Below are 18,450 nucleotides of genomic sequence, written 5' to 3' on the forward strand. Positions count from 1 at the left end.
TTTCAGGTGCTCTCGGCCGTATAGCTGCGGATGCGCTCCAGCACCTCCGCGCCGATGGTGATGCCCTCGGCCTCGGCCTTCGCCAGCACCGCCTGCCGGCGCTGGCCCGGGATATGCCCGCCCATCGCCTCGACCCGCGCGGCCCACGCATCGAGGCGCTGTGCCATCCCCGCGCCGCCCGTTGCCTCGGGCGCGATGGCGACGACCAGCAGCCCCGTCATCGGGCTGGCGTTGCCCTCGATGATCGAGGGCGCGTCGAGAGACCAGTTTGCCCCCGTCAGCCCCGCCGCAAGCAGCTCGACCATCAGCGCCATGTTGCCACCGCGCGCGCCGCCATAGGGCAGCAGCGCCCCGGCCATCGCCGCGACAGGATCTGTGGTCGGGTTGCCTTCGGCGTCGAGCGCCCAGCCCTCGGGGATCGGCTCGCCCGCCTCGGCGGCGCGGCGGATGTTCACGAAAGCGGTCTGGCTCGACGACTGGTCGATCAGCAGCGTGCCGTCACCACGCGGCGCCGCCAGCGCGATCGGGTTGGTGCAGAACACCGAGGCCGTGGTGCCCGAGGCCGCCAGCAGCGCGGGCCCGTTGGTCGCAGCCAGCGCCACCAGCCCCCGCTCGGCCAGGCGATTGGCGAAATAGCCCAGTTGCCCGCAGGTATAGGCCGCCTTCTGCGCGAACACCGCCACGCCGAACGAGCGCGCGACCTCGATCAGTTCCTCGAAGACGCGGTCGAAGCCCAGATGGGCCACCCCGCCGCCCGCGTCCGAGCGCAGCACGACAGGCGAGGCGCGGCTGATGTCGGGCTCGGCCTGTCCGTCGATCCGCCCGGCTTCGAGGCTCGAGAGATAATCGAGGAAGTGCGAGACCCCGACCGTCGGCAGCCCCTCGGCCTCGGCCGCCACCGCTGCGTTGGCGATCGAGCGCGCGACCGTTTCGCGCGCGCCGGCGCCGATCGCCGCGCGGGTCAGCAGCGCGCGTGCCGCGTCCAGGCTCAGTGTCTCGCTCATCTCAGATCTCCAATGCCGCTTTGCGCCCGTCATGAATCGCGTAGGGGGCTTGCCGGGGCGCTGCCGCGTCGCCGATCAGCCGCAACTCGATGCCGCGCCCGTCGAGCGCGCGGTAGAGCCCGTCCTCGGCCCGGTTCGGCACCGCCATCACCAGGTCGTCCGCCTCGATCAGCTGCGCCTCGCCGGTCAGGAAGCTCGCGACCCGCGCGCCGGCCGCGGCCCATTCGAGGATGCCGCTTTCGCAGACGAAGCGGACCCCAAGCCTGGCCAGTCGCTGGCGCAGCGGATAGTCGGCGGCGGTGCGCTGCAGTTCCTTGCCGACCAGCGGGTCGGGGGTGACGATGGTGACCTCGTGCCCGGCCTCGGCCAGGTGCCAGGCCGTGCCGGCGCCGCGCCAGTTGCCGCCCTCGTCCAGCACGATCACGCGCTTGCCGGGCCGCGCGACCCTGCCCATCACGTCCTCGGCCGACCAGACCCGGCCGCGTTCGATCCCCGGCAGGCGGGCGAGATGCGGCATCGCCTTCTGGAAGCCGTCGCCGTCGGGCAGGGCGCCCGTGGCCACGATCACCACATCGGGTGAAAACCCCTCTATGTCATCGGCCTCGACATAGGTGTTGAGCCGCAGCTCGACCTGCAGCCGGGTGAGCTGGCGCTCATACCACTCGATCAGGTCGAGGATCTGCGCGCGCCGCGGCTGCAGCCCGGCCAGGCGGAACTGCCCGCCCAGCCGATCGGCGGCCTCGGCCAGAACCACGCGGTGCCCGCGCTCGGCCGCGACCCGCGTGGCCTCGAGCCCCGCGACACCGCCGCCCACCACCAGCACGCGTCTCGGACGTTCGGCGGGGGTGAACCGGTCGCCGCCCCATTCCCACTCGCGGCCGACCGAGGGGTTCACCACGCACGAGATCCAGTAGTCGCGCGAGCGCCGGCCCCAGCACATCTGGTTGCACGACAGGCAGCCGCGCACGTCCTCGGGACGGCCTTCGGCGGCCTTGGTTGCCAGGTGCGGGTCGGCGATCTGCCCGCGCACGATCGAGACGAGATCGGCCTCGTCCGCCCTGAGCACGTCCTCGCCGTTCTGCGGGGTGCGGATATGGCTCTCGGCGGTGACGAGGGCATGCTTCACCACCCCTTTCAGCGTGGCGGCCAGCGGCGTCCCCAGCTTCTCGCCGTAAAGGAAGGTCGGCATCAGCTTGTAGAAGTCGAAATAGCTGCCGGTCCCGCAGGTCACGTAGTCCACCATCGCTTCGCGGTCGTGGCGCTCGACGATCTCGGCGATGCTCTCGCGGCTCAGGGCGACCTCGAAGTCCAGCTCGTCGTTGACGGCCAGGCCGATGACGAAGTTGTCGCCACAGGTTTTTCGAATGCGCTGAATGATTTCGCGCGAGAACCTTGTGCGGTTTTCGAGGCTACCGCCCCACTTGTCGTCGCGCCGGTTCGACCAGGGCGTCCAGAACTGGTCGACCAGCCCGTGATAAGCCGCCCAGACCTCGACCCCGTCGAAGCCCGCCTCGCGGCAGCGCCGCGCCGCCTGCACGAAGCCGTCGATCGTCTCCTCGATCTCGGCCTCGGTCATGGCGTGGCTGCCGTCCGAGTCGTGGTAGGACGGCATCCCCGAGGGCGACCAGTGCGGGTGGTAGGAGTTGTCGGAATCCCCGTGCTGGCCGACGTGGTAGAGCTGCTGGATCGCGACGGCGCCGTGGTCCTTGATCGCCTCGGTCACGCGGCGGAAATGCGGAACCACCTCGTCCGATGTATGCCGGAAGTTGCCCCGCGTGAGCACCGCGGCCGGATGCACGGGCATCGGCTCGACCACCACCATCGCTGCGCCGCCGATGGCACGCTCGCGGTAATAGGCGGCGTGGCGCTCGGTCGGCAGGCCCTCGACCGCCATGTTTGCGGTATGTGCGCCGAAAACGATCCTGTTCCTAAGGGTATGCCCGCGCAGGCTAACGGGCGACATCAGGCGCGGAAAGGCGGTCATTCACAGGTCCTTCGCGTATCTCAGCCCGTCATAGATGGCGGCATGGATGTTGCGCGAGGCCACGGCGTCGCCGATCCGGATCAGCCGGAAGCGCCCGTCCGCATTGGTCGCCAGCGTCTGCGGGCGCCCGGCGATCAGCGCGGCATAGTCGATCGCGCCGCCATTCACCGAATGGGGCTTCAGCGCCTCGTAAAGCTCGGAGTCCGGCAGGGTGCCGTGCTCGACCACCACCTGGTCCACCAGCCGCGTGTCGGTGGTGTCGGCATAGTCCGACCCCAGCGTCACCTTCAGCTTGTTGCCCTCGCGCGCGACGCCCTTCACGCGGCTGTTGATGGTCACGCGCACGCCCTTCTCGGCAAAGACGCGCGCATATGGGACGTGGTTGAGGCCGCCCATCTCGGGCGCAAAGAAACGCTCGGGGCTGACAACCTCGACCGCGGCGCCCGCCCGCGCGGCGATCTCGGCCGCCGACATGCCCGGATGCCCGCCATTGTCGTCATAGACCAGGACCTCGGCCCCGGGCTTCGCCTCGCCCGACAGGATGTCCCAGGACGAGGTCACCAGCTCCTCGCCGAACTCGACGCAGGCGGTGTTGGGCAGGCCCCCGGTTGCCAGGATCACCACGTCCGGCGCCTCGGCCATGATCTCGTCCGCGTCGCCGAAGGTGTTGAAGCGCGTCTCGACGCCCAGCCGCTCCAGTTCCTCCAGCCGCCAGTCGACGATGCCGATCAGCTCGGAGCGCCGAGGGTTCTTGGCGGCGAGCCGGATCTGTCCGCCGGCCTGCGACGCGGCCTCGATCAGCGTCACCTTGTGCCCGCGTTCGCCTGCGACGCGCGCGGCCTCCAACCCCGCCGGGCCGGCGCCCACCACGATCACGCGCCGCGAGGCCTCGGCCTTCGCGATCTCGTGGGGCATCGTCTCCTCGCGGCCGGTTGCGGCGTTGTGGATGCACAGCGCCTCGCCACCCTCGTAGATGCGGTCGAGGCAGTAGGTCGCTCCGACGCAGGGCCGGATCCGGTGCTCGAGCCCGGCGGCCACCTTGCGCGCGATGTGCGGATCGGCGATGTGCGCCCGTGTCATGCCGACCATGTCGAGCTTGCCCTCGGCGATGGCGTGGCGCGCGGTGGCCACGTCGGGGATGCGCGCGGCGTGGAAGACCGGGAACTTGACCGCAGCGCGCACCTCGCCCGCGAAATCGAGATGCGGCGCCGAGCGCATGCCCTGAATCGGGATGACGTTCGACAGCGCCGCGTCGGTCTCGATATGGCCCCGGATCAGGTTGAGGAAATCGACCCGTCCGGTGGCCACGATGCGCCGGGCGATCTCGACGCCTTCCTCGCGGCTCAGGCCCTTGTCCCAGTCCTCGTCCGCCACCATGCGCACGCCCACCAGGAAATCGGGCCCGACACGGTCGCGGATGGCCTCGAGCACCCGGTCGGTAAAGCGCAGGCGGTTCGCCAGGCCGCCGCCGTATTCGTCCTCGCGCTGGTTGGTGGCAGGCGACCAGAAGCCGTCCATCAGGTGGCCATAGGCCTCCAGCTCGATGCCATCGAGCCCGGCTTCCTTCATCCGCTCGGCCGCGTCGGCATAATCCGCGACGATGCGGTCGATGTCCCAGTGCTCGGCCTCCTTGGGGAAGGCGCGGTGAGCGGGTTCGCGGACCGGCGAGGGGGCCAGCACCGGCAGCCAGTCGCCCTTGTTCCAGCCCGTGCGCCGGCCCAGATGCGTGATCTGGATCATCACCGCCGAGCCGTGCGCGTGGCAGTCGTCCGCAAGGCGCTTCAGCCAGCCCACGATCGCGTCGTCATAGGCGTGCAGGTTGCCGAAGGCCTGCGGGCTGTCGGGCGACACCACGGCCGAGCCCGCGGTCATCGTGAGCGCGATGCCCCCCTTCGCCTTCTCGACGTGGTAGAGCCGGTATCGGTCCTTCGGCATCCCGTCCTCGGAATAGGCGGGCTCGTGCGCCGTCGACATGATGCGGTTGCGCAGCGTCAGGTGACGCAGCTGGTAGGGGCTCAGAAGGGGGTCGTCACGCATCGTGGGTCTGCCTCTTTCGCTCACGCGGCCGGTTGGTCGCGAAACGCGGATGACTCTGAAAGTTTATCGATTTCAGTATCTTGCGAAGATTTCACGCGTGAAAGACGGCGCAACGCGGCCGTGGCTGCGCTGTGCATCGCCGTCCGGTCAGTACCAGGCATCGGGCATTTCCGACTTGCGTCTGGCCACGAAGTCCTCCAGCGCCTCGCGGATCGCCTCGTCCATCGGCGGCGCCTCGTACTCGGCCAGCACCTGCTTCCAGCGACGGTTCGCGCGGGTCATCGCGTCTTCCGATCCGTTCTCGGACCAGGTCTCCCAGGGTTCGTTGTCGGCGGTCTGGCTGTCCCAGAAGGCGGTCTGATAGTGGCGCATCGTGTGGTCGCATCCCAGGAAATGCCCGCCGGGCTCGACCTCTTGGAAGGCGTCCATGGCCAGGGTGTCCTCGTTCACCACCACGCCGGCCATGTAGCTGTGCAGCGCCCCGCACAAGTCGGCGTCGAGGATGAACTTCTCGTAGGACATCGACAGCAGTCCATCGAGGAAGCCGGCCGAGTGCAACAGGAAATTCGCACCGCAATGGATGGCCGAGAGCATCGACATCACGCTCTCGCCCATCGCCTGCGCGTCCGGCAGCTTCGAGTTCGAGAAGTTGCCCGCGCAGCGCAGCGGCAGCCCCGCGCGGCGCGCCAGCTGCCCCACGATCATCGATCCGATGGCGGGCTCGGGCGTCCCGAAGGTCGGCGAGCCCGAGCGCAGCGACATCGAGGACAGGAAGTTGCCGTAGATCGTCGGCGCACCCGGCCGCTCGAGCTGGGTGAGCGCGCAGCCCACCAGCGTCTCGGCATGGGCTTGGGCGATCGCGCCGGCCATCGTCACCGGCCCCATCGCGCCGCCCAGGATGAAGGGCACGATCACCGTCCCCTGGTTCGCTCGGGCATAGGCGCGGATCCCGGTGGTCATGGTCGCGTCCCAGACCAGCGGCGAGTTGACGTTGAAGTTGCCCATCACCACGCAGTTCTGCTCGGCGAACGCCGCGCCGAAGACGATCCGGGCCATCTCGACCGAGTCCACGACCCGCTCCTCGGCCGTGACCGAGCCGAGGAAGGCGCGGTCCGACAGCGTCAGATGCGCCAGCACCATGTCGAGGTGCCGCTTGTTCACCGGCACGTCGGTCGGTTCGCAGACCGTGCCGCCGGAGTGGTGCAGCCAGGGCGAAGAATAGGCGAGCTTCACGAAGTTCCGGAAATCCTCGATGGTGCCGTAGCGCCGGCCGCGGTCGGCATCCATCACGAACGGCGAGCCATAAGACGGGGCCATCACCGTGTTGCGCCCGCCGATCACCACGGACCGGGCCGGGTTGCGGGCGTGTTGCGTGAACTCGCGGGGCGCCGTCTTCAGCACCTCGGCGACCAGGCCGCGGGGGAAGCGGATGCGCTCGCCCGAGACCTCGGCGCCGGCGGCGCGCCAGTGCTCGATCGCGGGGGCGTCGCCGCCCCGGAACTCGATTCCGACCTCCTCGAGGATCCGCGCGGCCGTGTCCTCGATCATCACCAGCGATTCCTCGGGCGCGACGTCGTAGGTCGGGATCGCGCGGGTGATGTAGGCCGGCCCGGCCGGCCCCGCGGCGCGGCTGTCGCGCCGGCGGGCGCGGGCCGAGGCGCCGCGGCCAGATCGTTCTGCGGTGTCGGGCGTGGGGGTCATCTCTCGGTCTCCGGTCGGGCGCAGTCCTCACGTTGCGGCGTGGGTTCTCCGCTCCAGTCATCGGGCCAGCCTACGTCGCGTGCGGCCTGCCGTGACGCTGGAAAATTCTCGGACGTCAGATAAGCTCGGCTTATGCAACCGCTGCGCCAGATCCTGCCTGTCGCGCGCCCGCTCGTCGTCTTCGAGGCGGCGGCGCGGCATCTGAGCTTCACCCGTGCGGCGGCCGAGCTTGGCATGACCCAGGCCGCTGTCAGCCTTGCGGTGCGCGCCCTCGAGGAACATCACGGCGTGCCGCTCTTCACCCGCCGCCATCGCGCCGTGGCGCTGACCGAGGCCGGGCGGCGGCTGCATGCGGACGTAGCGCTGGGGCTTGGCCATATCCGCAAGGGGATCGCGGAACTGGCGGCACTCGGCACCGACCGGCATGTGACGCTCTCGGCGTCGACGGCCTTCGCCAGCTTCTGGATGCTGCCGCGCCTGCCGCGGTTTCGCGAGGCAATGCCGGGCGTCGATCTGCGGATCCAGACCTCGGACCGTGATCTCGACATCCTTGCCGAGCGCCTGCCGCTGGCACTGCGAGGCGGCCAGCCCGGCGACTGGCCCGGATGCGAGAGCGCGCTGCTGGCCGAGGAGGAGATCGTGGCCATCGCCGCCCCCGCCTATCTGGACGCGCACGGCACGCCACCCAGCGACGCCGAGATCGCGCGGCACCGGCTGATCCATCTCGAGGAACCCTTCCGCCCGTGCCCGGACTGGGACGACTGGTTCCGAGGAATCGGGGTGGCGCCTCCGTCGCGCTCCAGCGGGCTCCTGATCAACGACTACGTGCTGGTGGTGCAGGCGGTGCTTGCGGGGCAGGGGATCGCGCTGGGCTGGCGCCACCTTGTCGAGCCGATGCTGCGCGCGGGGCTCCTCGTCTGCGTCTCGCGCCATAGCCTGGCGACGGGTGCGGGCTTTCACGTCGTGTGGCCCGCGCGCTCCGAGGCCGACAGCACCGCTCTGAGGGTTCGCGACTGGATGCTGGGCGCCGGACTCCCGTGATTGCCTGCGGCCATTTTTCCAATATACTGCACTTCGTTCGGGATATGGAGGCCGATAGATGCCAAACGACCTTACGCCGCCCCCCGCGCTGGCGGAACTGGTGCGCCGCGCACGCAAGCGGCAGGGATTGACGCTCGAGGGGCTTTCCGCGCTTTGCGGCGTGTCGAAGAGCATGCTGAGCCAGATCGAGCGCGGCGCCGTGAACCCGACCTTCACCACCGTCTGGAACATCACGCGGGCACTGGGGATCGACCTTGCCAGCGTCGAAGGGAGCCGTGCGGTCGAGAGCGCGATCGTGTGCACGCCGGGCTATGCGACCCCGAGCATGGGGAGCGCTGACGGAAAATGCCGGTTGCGCGCGCTCAACCCGCTGCATACTGCATTGGCGATCGAGTGGTACGATTTCACCGCCGAGCCCGGTGGCGCCCAGGTCTCGCAGCCTCACCTCGCGGGCACGGTCGAGCACCTGACCTGCCTGACCGGCTGTCTCGAGGTCGAGGCGGGAGGCGTCGTCATGCGGGCCGAGACAGGCGACACCTTGCGCTATCGTGCTGACCGACCACACGCGATCCGCAATCCCGGAGACGGCGCGGCGCGCGCCCTTCTAGTCGTCGACATGAGTGGGCAGAGCGGGTCGGGAATCGGCTAGACAGCCGCAATTGTGCGCTATATTGGAAGTCATACGATATAGGGGAAAGCGATGCCTGATGACCTCATAACACACACTTCGGAAGCCCTCGGCCGCATCGAGGCGGAGGGGCTGACAAAGCGCGAGCGCGAGATCGTCTCGGCCCAGTCGTCACATGTGCGCGTGGGCGATGCCGACTACCTCAATTTCTGCGCCAACAACTATCTCGGGTTGGCCGATCATCCGCGGCTGAAGGCCGCCGCCAAGGCCGCGATCGACAGCCACGGTCTGGGCATGGCCTCGGTGCGGTTCATCTGCGGCACCCAGGACCTGCATCACCGGCTCGAGAAACGGCTGGCGGGGTTCCTGGGCACCGAGGACGCGATCCTGTTCGCGTCGTGCTTCGACGCCAATGCGGGCGTCTTCGAAGCGCTTCTGGGGCCCGAGGACGCGATCATCTCGGACGCGCTCAACCATGCCTCGATCATCGATGGCGTGCGGCTGTGCAAGGCGCGCCGCCTGCGCTATGCGAACAATGACATGGCCGAGCTCGAGGCCCGGCTGGTCGAGGCCGCCGATGCGCGGCACAGGTTGATCGTCACCGATGGCGTGTTCTCGATGGACGGGATCATCGCCAACCTTCCCGCGATCTGCGATCTCGCCGAGAAGCACGGCGCGATGGTGATGGTCGATGACAGCCACGCCGTGGGCTTCGTCGGCCCCCATGGCGCCGGAACGCCCGATCACTGGGGCGTGCGCGAGCGGGTGCAGCTTCTCTCGGGCACCTTCGGCAAGGCGCTGGGCGGCGCCGCGGGGGGCTATATCGCGGGACCGCGCCCGCTGGTCGAGATGCTGCGCCAGAGGGCGCGGCCGTATCTGTTCTCGAATGCCCTGCCGCCGGCCATCGTCGCCGCGACCCTCGAGGCGCTGACCATGGTCGAGGAGGACGCGACGCTGCGCGAGCGGCTGGCCGTGAATGCCCAACGCTTCCGCGCCGGAATGGAAAAGGCGGGCTTCGATCTTATCCCCGGCGAGCATCCCATCATCCCCGTGATGCTGGGGGATGCGCGGCTCGCGCAGGATTTCGCGGCCGAGATGATGAAGGAAGGGATCTTCGTCACCGCCTTCTCGTTCCCCGTGGTGCCGCGCGGGCTCGCGCGCATCCGCACGCAGATGTCGGCGGCCCATAGCGCCGCGGACATCGACCGCGCCATCGCGGGCTTCACGGCCGTCGGCCGCAGGCTGGGAGTGATCGCATGAAAGCCCTCGTGAAGGCCGAGGACGCGCCGGGCCTGGTCCTGCGCGACGTCGAGAAGCCGGTGCCGGGCCCGGGCGACGTGCTGATCCGCGTCAAACGCGCCTCGATCTGCGGCACCGACATGCATATCTGGAAATGGGACGACTGGGCGCGCAAGACGGTGCCCGTTCCGATGGTCGTGGGCCACGAATACATGGGCGTCGTCGAGGCGAACGGGCCCGGCGCGAATGCGACCATCGGCGCGCGGGTGTCGGGCGAGGGACACATCCCCTGCGGCCATTGCCGCAACTGCCTTTCCGGGCGCGCCCATATCTGCGCCCAGACCAAGGGCATCGGCGTGAACCGGCAGGGCGCATTCGCCGAGTGGGTCGTGATCCCCGAAGCCAACCTGCGCCCGCTGCCCGACAGCATTCCCGACGAGATCGCGGCGATCCTCGACCCGCTGGGCAACGCGGTGCACACTGCGCTGGCCTTCGATCTGGTGGGCGAGGACGTGCTGATAACCGGTGCCGGGCCGATCGGCTGCATGGCCGCGGCCGTATGCCGGCATGTCGGCGCGCACCACGTGGTCGTCACCGACATCAACGACGCCCGCCTGCGGCTGGCCGAGCAGATGGGCGCGACCCGCGGCGTGCGCGCCGACCGCGAGGATCTGCGCGACGTGATGCGTGCGCTTGGCATGCGCGAAGGCTTTGATGTCGGGCTCGAGATGTCGGGCGCCGAGGCCGCGCTCGACGCGATGATCGGGGCCATGATCACCGGCGGCAAGGTCGCGTTGCTGGGGCTCTTTGCAAAGCGCCCGGCGATCGACCTCAACACCGCGATCTTCAAGGGCCTGACCTTCGAGGGCATCTACGGCCGCAAGATGTACGAGACGTGGCACAAGATGCTGGCGATGCTCGAGTCCGGCCTCGACGTGAGCCCGGTCATCTCGCACCGGCTTGCCTTCGAGGACTTCGCGCAGGGCTTCGAGGCCGTGTCGCGGGGCGAGGCGAACAAGGTCGTGCTCGAGGTGGCCTAACAACGGGCTTTGCGCCACCCGCCGGCCGGACTACCCTGATCCATCGGTCAATTCGCGCCGGGGGCGCTTGACCCGTGGAACGCAAGCTCGCCGTGATCCTCGCGGCCGATGTCGCTGGTTTCAGCCGTCTCGTGTCGCAGGACGAGGAAGGGACGCTTGCGACCCTCGCCACCTGCCGCGCGACGATCGCGGAGCTGGTCGGCGAGCATAGCGGGCGCATCTTCGGGTCGGCCGGTGACAGCCTTGTCGCCGAGTTCACGAGCGCGGTGCTGGGGGTGCGCGCGGCTGTCGCGATCCAGCGCGCGATGCACCGGCGCAATGCCGACCTCCCGCGCGAGCGGCGCGTCGAGTTCCGCATCGGGCTCAATCTCGGCGACGTGGTGGTCGATGGCGGCGACCTTCTGGGCGACGGCGTCAACGTCGCGGCACGATTGCAGGAGATTGCCGAACCCGCGGGCATCTGCATCTCGGCGGCATTGCGCGACCAGGTCGAGGGCAAGCTGAATTTTCCACTCGCGCCGGCGGGCGAGCGGCGGCTGAAGAACATCCCCCGCCCGGTGCAGCTCTGCCATGTCGAGTGGCGCCGCGACGACGGGGCGGCTCGCGCCGGCTCGGATACGCAGCCCGGACTGCCGGACAAGCCCTCGATCGCCGTCTTGCCCTTCGTGAACATGTCGGGCGACCCCGAGCAGGAGTTCTTTGCCGACGGCCTCACCGAGGACATCATCACCGCGCTGTCGCGCTACCGCTGGTTCTTCGTGATCGCGCGGAATTCGAGCTTCACCTACAAGGGCCGCGCCATCGATGTGAAGCAGATCGCCCGCGAACTTGGGGTGCGCTACGTCCTCGAGGGCAGCGTCCGCAAGGCCGGCGGGCGCGTGCGGGTCACGGGCCAGCTGATCGAGGCCGGCAGCGGCGTGCATCTCTGGGCGCAGCGCCACGACCGCGACTACTCGGACATATTCGCGATTCAGGACGAGCTGACGCAGGCGGTGGTCGCGGCCATCGAGCCCGAGATCCTGATGGGCGAGGGCCGCCGTGCCGTGCACCGGCCGACCGAGCGGCTCGACGCCTATGAATGCTGCATGCGCGGGATGTGGCACCACTACCAGATCGAGGACGCTCAGATCTCCGAGGGCATCCGCTGGCAGCGCCGCGCGATCGCACTCGATCCGGGGTTCAGCCGGGCGCACATGGCGCTGGCGCGGGCGCTTGCCTCGCGGATCGCGTTCGGATTCAGCCCCGCGGTCGAGGAGGATGTCGCCGAGTTGACCGCGGCCGCCGAGCGGGCGTTGGTGCTCGATGATCGAGACCCCTATTGCCACTACGCCCTGTTCACCGCGCGGTTCGTCGCGCTCAGGTTCGACGAGGCGCTGGCGGCGGCGCAGAAGGCGATCGATCTCAACCCGAACTTCGCTTTCGGCCATTTCGGGCTCGGCTGGCTGCGGGTCGCCATGGGCCGGTTCGCCGAGGCGATCGAGCCCCTGCGGACCGGGATGCGGCTGAGCCCTCACGAACCGCTGACCTTCCACTTCATGGGCCGCATGGCCCTGGCGCATTACGGCCTCGGGCACTATGCCGAGGCCGTCGACTGCGCGCGCGCCGCACTCGCCAGTCGCCGTGTTCATCCGACCCTCGTGACGCTGCTCGCCTGCCTCGGTCAGGTCGGCGCAGAGGACGAGGCGGCGGCTCTTCTGCCCGAGATCGCGGCGACCGCCCCGGCCGATGCCGCGCATTACTGGCCCGTGGTGTTCCCCTATGCCGATCCGCGCCACCGCGCGCATTTCCTGGACGGGCTGCGGAAGGGCGGCCTGCCGCCCGAGGCCCTGCGCGAGGCCGAGGGTGCCGCATCCGGTGTCGGGAACTGAACACGCGGCCGCGCATGAGGGGCGTTGCGCGCGGCGCTTGTCTGTGATGGTTGTGGCGGTCCCCTTCCTCAGCCGGAATCTGCCGCCATGACCCACGATCCCCGTTCGCTCGTTCGCCGCACCCCGGTGCCGCCCTCGGTCTCGCGCCCGGTGGTGAGCCCGATCTTCCCGTCCGTGGTCTACCGGTCGGCCGACGCGGATGAGCTTGACGCCCAGTACATGGGGCAGCTCAAGGGCTACACCTATGCGCGCGAAGGGCACCCGAACGCCACCATCATTGGCCAGAAGATCGACTGGCTCGAGGGCGTGACGCCGGAGATGGGGCAAGGCGTGGTGACAGGGTCGGGCATGGGCGCGGTCTCGGCGCTGTTCCTGGGCCTGTGCCGCGCGGGCGACCACATCGTTGCGGGCGACCAGCTATACGGGCGGTCGCTGAGGCTGCTCACGCAAGACCTGCCGCGTCTCGGCATCGAGGCGACCCTGGCCGATCCCACCGACGCCGCCGCCATCGAGGCGGCGATCCGGCCCGAGACCAGGCTCATCCTGGTCGAGGTCGTGTCCAACCCGACCCTGCGCGTCGCCGACATGGAGGCGATCGCCGAGATCGCCCGCCGCCGCGGGGTGCTGCTGGCGGTCGACAACACCTTCACCACGCCGCGCGCCTATCGGCCCTTTGCACACGGGGCCAACGTGGTGATCCACTCGCTGACCAAGCTGCTGGCGGGGCATTCCGACGTGACGCTGGGCTGGATCGCGGCCGACACGCCCGAGCGCAGCAAGGCCATCTACGATGCGATCGTCACCTGGGGGCTGACGCCCAGCCCGTTCGACTGCTGGCTGGCCGAGCGCGGCCTCACGACCTTCGACCTGCGCTACGACCGCGCCGAGGCGAACGCTGCGGCACTGGCCGGCGTTCTGGCCGGGCTCGACGGGGTCGAGGCCGTCCTCTATCCCGGCCGCGCCGATCATCCCGACCACAACCGCGCGCAGGCGGTCCTGGGCGGGCGCGGCGGCAACATGCTGTCGTTCCGGCTGAAGGGCGGGCGCGCACAGGTCAACGCGTTCCTGCGCGCGGCGGAAAACATCGCCTTCGCGCCGACGCTGGGCGACGTGGGCACGACGCTGTCCCATCCGGCCAGCTCCTCGCATCGCGGGCTGACGCCCGAGGGGCGCGCGGCGCTTGGCATCACCGAGGGGTTCATCCGCGTCTCGGTCGGGGTCGAGGATATCGGCCTTCTGACGCGCGAGATCACCGAGGCCGTGGCCGCCGCCGCCCGGGCCTGAGAGCGGGGCGGCGGCACGCGGCGCGGCAGGCCCTAGCGCGCGTCGGCCAGCACCATCTCGGCGCCCTTCTCGGCGATCATCAGGGCGGGGGCGTTGGTGTTGCCCGAGGTGATCGTCGGCATCACCGAGGCGTCGATGACCCTGAGCCCGGCAATGCCATGGACCCTCAGGCGGTCGTCGACCACAGCCATCGGGTCGGCGCCCATCTTCGCGGTGCCGACGGGGTGGAAGATGGTGGTCCCGATCTGACCGGCCGCGCGGGCCAGCGCCTCGTCGTCGTCGCCGTAATCCGGACCGGGCTTGTATTCCTGCGGCTTGTAGCGCGCGAGCGGTGCCTGCGCGGCGATGCGCCGGGTCAGTCGGATGGCGTTCGCAGCAACCTGCCGGTCGCCCTCGGTCGACAGGTAGCCGGGTGCGATCAGGGGATGCGACGTGGGGACCGGCCCGTCAAGCCGCACGCTGCCGCGGCTGGTGGGTCGCAGGTTGCACACGCTGGCGGTAAAGGCGGGGAAGGGGTGCAGGTCCTCGCCGAACTTCTCCAGCGACAGCGGCTGGACGTGATATTCGAGATCGGCGGTCTCGACCGTGTCCGAGGATTTCGCGAAAACGCCAAGCTGCGAGGGCGCCATCGACATCGGCCCCGAGCGTGTCAGCGCGTATTCCAGCGCGATGCCGGCCTTGCCGATCAGGCTGCGGGCGCGCTGGTTCAGCGTCCGCACTCCCTCGACGCGGAAGATGCAGCGCAGCTGCAGATGGTCCTGCAGGTTCTCGCCCACGCCCGGCAATTCGTGCACCACCTCGATTCCGTTATCGCGCAGCACGTCACCCGGCCCGATGCCGGAAAGCTGCATAAGATGCGGAGAGCCGATGGCGCCTGCGGCCAGAATCACCTCGCCCCTCGCCAGCGCCTCGCGCGCCTCGCCCCCCTTGCGGTAGGCGATGCCGGTGGCGCGCCCCTCGCCAAGCAGGATCCTCTCGGCCTGCGCTCCGGTCTCGACGTGCAGGTTGGGGCGGTTCTGCGCCGGGCGCAGGAAGCCTCGGGCCGTGTTCCAGCGCCAGCCCGACTTCTGGTTCACGCGGAAATAACTGACGCCGAGATTGTCGCCGCGGTTGAAGTCGTCGGTGCGCGGGATGCCGGCGGCAACGCAGGCCTCGGCGAAGGCGTCGAGGATTTCCCAGCGCAGGCGCTGCTTCTCGACCCGCCATTCGCCGCCCGCGCCATGCATCTCGTCGGCGCCGGCGTAATAGTCTTCGTGCTGCCGGAAGTAGGGCAGCACGTCGTCCCAGCCCCAGCCGGTGTTGCCCAGCTGGCGCCACTGGTCGTAGTCGCGCGCCTGACCACGCATGTAGATCATGCCATTGATCGACGAGCATCCGCCCAGCACGCGCCCGCGCGGGTAGAGGATCGATCGTCCGCCCAGCCCCGGCTCGGCCTGGGTCTTGAACCCCCAGTCGGTGCGCGGGTTGCCGATGCAGTAGAGATAGCCGACGGGAATGTTGACCCAGATGTAGCTGTCATCGCCACCGGCTTCGAGCAGCAGGACCCGGTTGGCCGGGTCGGCGCTCAGGCGGTTTGCCAGGAGGCAGCCAGCCGTGCCTGCGCCGACGATGACGTAGTCCCACTCCTCGGCCATCCGTCCCCCCAAAGCCGGCTTACGCAGACCACAGCGTGTTGCGCTTGTTGCGCAGCATCCTTCCGCACTTGTGGCGGCAGTTCTTGAGGCTGTCTTGCGCCCAGGCCCGGGCATAGAGGCTCGCGAAGGGCTCGTCGAGCAGGATGTCCTCGAGCGGTCGGTTGCGGATGTTGTAGCGCTCAGGCCCGAGGCCGTGGTCCGCGAAGAAGGCGGCCTCCTCGTCCGAGCCGGTGACCCAGCAGCAGGCCGAGACCTGGCCATGGGCCGAGATGTAGGGCCGGTTGAAGGCGGCCGACTTGCAGTCGATCCCGTTGACGCCGAGGCGCGGCCCATCCGTGGCCGCGGCGGGCTTCTCCAGCAGCGCGACGCCGCCGTCGTCCGACGCGCGAAACTGTGCTGCCTTCACGTCCGGTAACTCCAGCGCGCAACGCTCGCCGGTGGGCATCACGTAGTCGTAGGTCGGCCCGCCCGAGAAGCGGATCGTGTCGATCAGGGTGAACTCGGCGAAGCCCATCTCCTTCGACAGCCGATTGGCCTCCTCGATCTGGTGCTGGTTGTGCTTGAAGATGATGAAGTGCCACTCGGCCCGCGCGCCGGTCGCGATATAGGCGCGCGCGTTCTCCATGATCCGTTCCCAGCGCGTGTTGACGCGGTAGAGGTGGTTGGTGTCCGCCAGCCCGTCGAGATGCAGTTCAAGTCGCGAGCCGGTGCGCTTCATCGCCTCGCCCAGCCGCGTCCACCATTTCGGCGGGCGCAGGCCGCCATTGGTCGACACCGCGAGCCGCACGCCGCGCTCGGTGAGGTGCTCGACGATCTCCAGCAGCTGCGAGGCGGCCAGCGGGTCGCCATAGGCGCCGCCGAAGACGATCTCCTCGGTCCGCGCGCAGAATTCGTCGGTAAAATGCGTCCGGAAATCCTCGAGGCCCAGCTCGACATTGAACACCTTGGTCCGGTCCGGCTTGCAGAAGTTCATCGCATCGGTGCGCGGACACATCGGGCAGCCGGCATTGCACTTGTCGGTCAGCTCGACGTGGAAGATGTAGGGCCGCTCGGACGTGAACATGGCTGCTCCTCGTTTGGTGCCAACCTAAGGCGCAACGCGCCGCGCCGCCAGAGGCCATGGGCGGATCGATCGCCGAGATTGATCGCCCCGCACCGCGCGGGTATGCAACTAGTGCGGGGCGCGCGCCGCGCAGGACCGGCAGCGGCGCCAGCACGCAGCGATTGACGGAGGAATTTGATGAAGGGACTGCATTTCGCAGGCGCTTTCTTACTCTGGGGCCTGGCCATGGCGGCACCGGCGGCGGCGGACGAGATCGAGGACACGCTCAATGCGGCGCTCGAGGCCTACAAGGCCGGCGACGTCGACACCGCGAAGGAGGAAACCGACTACGCCGCGACCCTGCTTGCGCAGCAGAAGGCCGCGGGGCTCGAGGCCTTCCTGCCCGAGCCGCTCGAGGGCTGGACGCGGGCCGAGGCCAGCTCGAACGCCGGGGCGGCCGGCATGTTCGGCGGCGGGCTGATGGCGAGCGCCGACTACTCGAACGGCACCCAGTCGGTGTCGGTGCAGCTGATGGCCGAGAACCAGCTCGTGGCCGCGATGGGCGGGATGCTCACCAATCCCGCGATGATGGCGCAGATGGGCAAGGTCGAGCGCATCAACCGGCAGATGGTGGTCGTCACCAATGATGGCGAGGTGCAGTCGCTGGTCGACAACCGCGTGCTGGTGCAGATCTCGGGCTCGGCGCCGGCCGAGACCAAGCTCGACTTCTTCCGCGCGATCGATCTCAAGGGCCTCAAAGACTTCTGACCATGACGCAGCGTCCGCTCGAAGGGGTTCTCGTCGTCTCGCTCGAACAGGCGGTGGCGGCACCCATGGCCTCGCAGCGCCTTGCCGAGGCGGGCGCACGCGTGATCAAGGTCGAGCGCCCCGAGGGCGACTTCGCGCGCGGCTATGACCGCGCGGCCGGCGGGATATCGAGCTATTTCGCCTGGCTCAACCGGGGCAAAGAGTCGGTCGCCCTCGACCTCAAGAACCCTGCCGACATGGCCGTGATGCGCGCGATGCTGGCCCGCGCCGATGTCTTCATCCAGAACCTTGCCCATGGCGCGACGGGCCGCATGGGGCTCGACGCCGCGACGCTGCGCGCCGCGCGGCCCGAGATGGTGGTCTGCGACATGTCGGGCTACGGCCCCGACGGGCCCTATGCCACCGCCAAGGCCTATGACCTTCTGATCCAGGCAGAATCGGGCATCATCGCGGTGTCGGGCGCGCCGGGGGCCTATGGGCGCATCGGCGTCTCGCTTGCCGACATCGGCACGGGCATCAACGCGGCCGGGGCCATCGCCACCGCGCTGGTGCGCCGTTTTCGCACCGGCGAGGGGGCTTCGCTCGAGGTGTCGCTCTTCGACTCGATGGCCGAGTGGATGACCGTGCCGCTGCTGCATCACGACTACCTCGGGCGCGCACCGGGGCAGGCGGGTCTCGCGCATCCATCGATCGCGCCCTATGGGGCCTTCGCGACCAAGGACGGCGGGACGATCCTGATCTCGATCCAGTCGGATCGCGAGTGGCGCGTCCTCGCGGGCGAGGTTATGGGGAACGCCGCGCTGGCAGCCGACCCGGCGCTGGCCACCAACAACCAGCGCGTGGCCGAGCGCGCCCGCACCGATGGCGAGGTCGCCGCCTGGTTCGTGACCGTCACGCGCGCCGAAGCCGAGGCCCGCCTGAGCGCGGCGCGCGTCGCCTTCGGCGCGCTCAACGACGTGCCGGGGCTTTCGCAGCACGCCCAGCTCGACCGCTGGACGGCCACGCACGAGGCGGGAACGGTGTCGCTCCCGATGCCAGCCGCCCGTGCCGACTGGATCGCCGAGGCGTCCGTGCCCGCCCTCGATCAGCACGGCGCGGCGATCCGTGCGGAGTTCGCTGGCGACTGAGCGATTCGCAAACCTTTGCAAATCACTCCAACTTGAGCTATCAAGTCTATGGG

General features: G+C 69.3%; 14 protein-coding genes. 8 read left to right on the forward strand and 6 right to left on the reverse strand.

Features of this window, described 5'->3' with window-relative positions; genetic code table 11:
• Positions 1-2: 2 nt before the first annotated feature.
• The 4 genes from H0I76_RS00220 to H0I76_RS00235 form a co-directional block, all read right to left on the reverse strand.
• Positions 3-1,004, reverse strand: a complete 1,002-nt coding sequence (locus H0I76_RS00220) for an Ldh family oxidoreductase (RefSeq protein WP_200605539.1) — start codon at positions 1,002-1,004, stop codon at positions 3-5.
• A gap of 1 nt (position 1,005) precedes the next feature.
• On the reverse strand, positions 1,006-2,988 hold the full coding sequence (locus H0I76_RS00225; protein WP_200605541.1) for an oxidoreductase: 1,983 nt from the start codon (positions 2,986-2,988) through the stop codon (positions 1,006-1,008).
• Complete coding sequence (locus H0I76_RS00230; protein ID WP_200605543.1) at positions 2,989-5,025, reverse strand: NADH:flavin oxidoreductase; 2,037 nt, start codon at positions 5,023-5,025, stop codon at positions 2,989-2,991.
• Positions 5,026-5,172: 147 nt separating this feature from the next.
• Complete coding sequence (locus tag H0I76_RS00235) at positions 5,173-6,726, reverse strand: trimethylamine methyltransferase family protein (RefSeq protein WP_200605544.1); 1,554 nt, start codon at positions 6,724-6,726, stop codon at positions 5,173-5,175.
• Between the two features lie 132 nt (positions 6,727-6,858).
• On the opposite strand from H0I76_RS00235, the gene H0I76_RS00240 reads away from it, so the two are divergent.
• The 6 genes from H0I76_RS00240 (at position 6,859) to H0I76_RS00265 (ending at position 13,826) form a co-directional block, all read left to right on the forward strand.
• Positions 6,859-7,767 carry a LysR substrate-binding domain-containing protein gene (locus tag H0I76_RS00240; protein WP_200605545.1) on the forward strand — a complete coding sequence of 303 codons (909 nt, stop codon included), beginning with the start codon at positions 6,859-6,861 and terminating at the stop codon, positions 7,765-7,767.
• 58 nt (positions 7,768-7,825) lie between these two features.
• Complete coding sequence (locus H0I76_RS00245; RefSeq protein WP_200605546.1) at positions 7,826-8,416, forward strand: helix-turn-helix domain-containing protein; 591 nt, start codon at positions 7,826-7,828, stop codon at positions 8,414-8,416.
• Positions 8,417-8,467: 51 nt separating this feature from the next.
• Positions 8,468-9,655, forward strand: a complete 1,188-nt coding sequence (locus H0I76_RS00250) for a glycine C-acetyltransferase (protein WP_200605547.1) — start codon at positions 8,468-8,470, stop codon at positions 9,653-9,655.
• Positions 9,652-10,674 (forward strand): L-threonine 3-dehydrogenase, encoded by a 1,023-nt coding sequence (gene tdh / locus H0I76_RS00255; protein ID WP_200605548.1) that lies wholly within the window; start codon positions 9,652-9,654, stop codon positions 10,672-10,674. Before H0I76_RS00250 ends, tdh begins: the two co-directional genes overlap by 4 nt.
• Before the next feature lie 74 nt (positions 10,675-10,748).
• Positions 10,749-12,542, forward strand: a complete 1,794-nt coding sequence (locus tag H0I76_RS19635; RefSeq protein ID WP_200605549.1) for an adenylate/guanylate cyclase domain-containing protein — start codon at positions 10,749-10,751, stop codon at positions 12,540-12,542.
• An 87-nt stretch (positions 12,543-12,629) separates the two neighbouring features.
• Positions 12,630-13,826: a trans-sulfuration enzyme family protein gene (locus H0I76_RS00265; protein ID WP_200605553.1), complete on the forward strand. Its 1,197-nt coding sequence runs from the start codon at positions 12,630-12,632 to the stop codon at positions 13,824-13,826.
• Between the two features lie 32 nt (positions 13,827-13,858).
• Here H0I76_RS00265 and H0I76_RS00270 read toward each other — a convergent pair whose 3' ends face one another.
• Complete coding sequence (locus H0I76_RS00270) at positions 13,859-15,460, reverse strand: GMC family oxidoreductase (protein WP_200605554.1); 1,602 nt, start codon at positions 15,458-15,460, stop codon at positions 13,859-13,861.
• Between the two features lie 19 nt (positions 15,461-15,479).
• On the reverse strand, positions 15,480-16,523 hold the full coding sequence (locus H0I76_RS00275) for a radical SAM protein (RefSeq protein ID WP_200605555.1): 1,044 nt from the start codon (positions 16,521-16,523) through the stop codon (positions 15,480-15,482).
• Positions 16,524-16,700: 177 nt separating this feature from the next.
• Between H0I76_RS00275 and H0I76_RS00280 the strand changes: the two genes are divergently transcribed.
• Complete coding sequence (locus tag H0I76_RS00280) at positions 16,701-17,270, forward strand: hypothetical protein (RefSeq protein ID WP_234455031.1); 570 nt, start codon at positions 16,701-16,703, stop codon at positions 17,268-17,270.
• Between the two features lie 2 nt (positions 17,271-17,272).
• On the forward strand, positions 17,273-18,397 hold the full coding sequence (locus H0I76_RS00285; RefSeq protein WP_200605557.1) for a CaiB/BaiF CoA transferase family protein: 1,125 nt from the start codon (positions 17,273-17,275) through the stop codon (positions 18,395-18,397).
• The last annotated feature ends 53 nt before the right edge of the window (positions 18,398-18,450 follow it).

It is taken from the genome of Thermohalobaculum xanthum, assembly GCF_016623495.1.
Classification (GTDB): domain Bacteria; phylum Pseudomonadota; class Alphaproteobacteria; order Rhodobacterales; family Rhodobacteraceae; genus Thermohalobaculum; species Thermohalobaculum xanthum.

Bases quoted from the DNA above. Each gene is read 5' to 3' on its own strand.
- H0I76_RS00220 (WP_200605539.1), bottom strand. From the start codon at position 1,004: ATGAGCGAGACACTGAGCCTGGACGCGGCACGCGCGCTGCTGACCCGC.
- H0I76_RS00225 (WP_200605541.1), bottom strand. From the start codon at position 2,988: ATGACCGCCTTTCCGCGCCTGATGTCGCCCGTTAGCCTGCGCGGGCAT.
- H0I76_RS00230 (WP_200605543.1), bottom strand. From the start codon at position 5,025: ATGCGTGACGACCCCCTTCTGAGCCCCTACCAGCTGCGTCACCTGACG.
- H0I76_RS00235 (WP_200605544.1), bottom strand. From the start codon at position 6,726: ATGACCCCCACGCCCGACACCGCAGAACGATCTGGCCGCGGCGCCTCG.
- H0I76_RS00240 (WP_200605545.1), top strand. From the start codon at position 6,859: ATGCAACCGCTGCGCCAGATCCTGCCTGTCGCGCGCCCGCTCGTCGTC.
- H0I76_RS00245 (WP_200605546.1), top strand. From the start codon at position 7,826: ATGCCAAACGACCTTACGCCGCCCCCCGCGCTGGCGGAACTGGTGCGC.
- H0I76_RS00250 (WP_200605547.1), top strand. From the start codon at position 8,468: ATGCCTGATGACCTCATAACACACACTTCGGAAGCCCTCGGCCGCATC.
- tdh (WP_200605548.1), top strand. From the start codon at position 9,652: ATGAAAGCCCTCGTGAAGGCCGAGGACGCGCCGGGCCTGGTCCTGCGC.
- H0I76_RS00265 (WP_200605553.1), top strand. From the start codon at position 12,630: ATGACCCACGATCCCCGTTCGCTCGTTCGCCGCACCCCGGTGCCGCCC.
- H0I76_RS00270 (WP_200605554.1), bottom strand. From the start codon at position 15,460: ATGGCCGAGGAGTGGGACTACGTCATCGTCGGCGCAGGCACGGCTGGC.
- H0I76_RS00275 (WP_200605555.1), bottom strand. From the start codon at position 16,523: ATGTTCACGTCCGAGCGGCCCTACATCTTCCACGTCGAGCTGACCGAC.
- H0I76_RS00280 (WP_234455031.1), top strand. From the start codon at position 16,701: ATGAAGGGACTGCATTTCGCAGGCGCTTTCTTACTCTGGGGCCTGGCC.
- H0I76_RS00285 (WP_200605557.1), top strand. From the start codon at position 17,273: ATGACGCAGCGTCCGCTCGAAGGGGTTCTCGTCGTCTCGCTCGAACAG.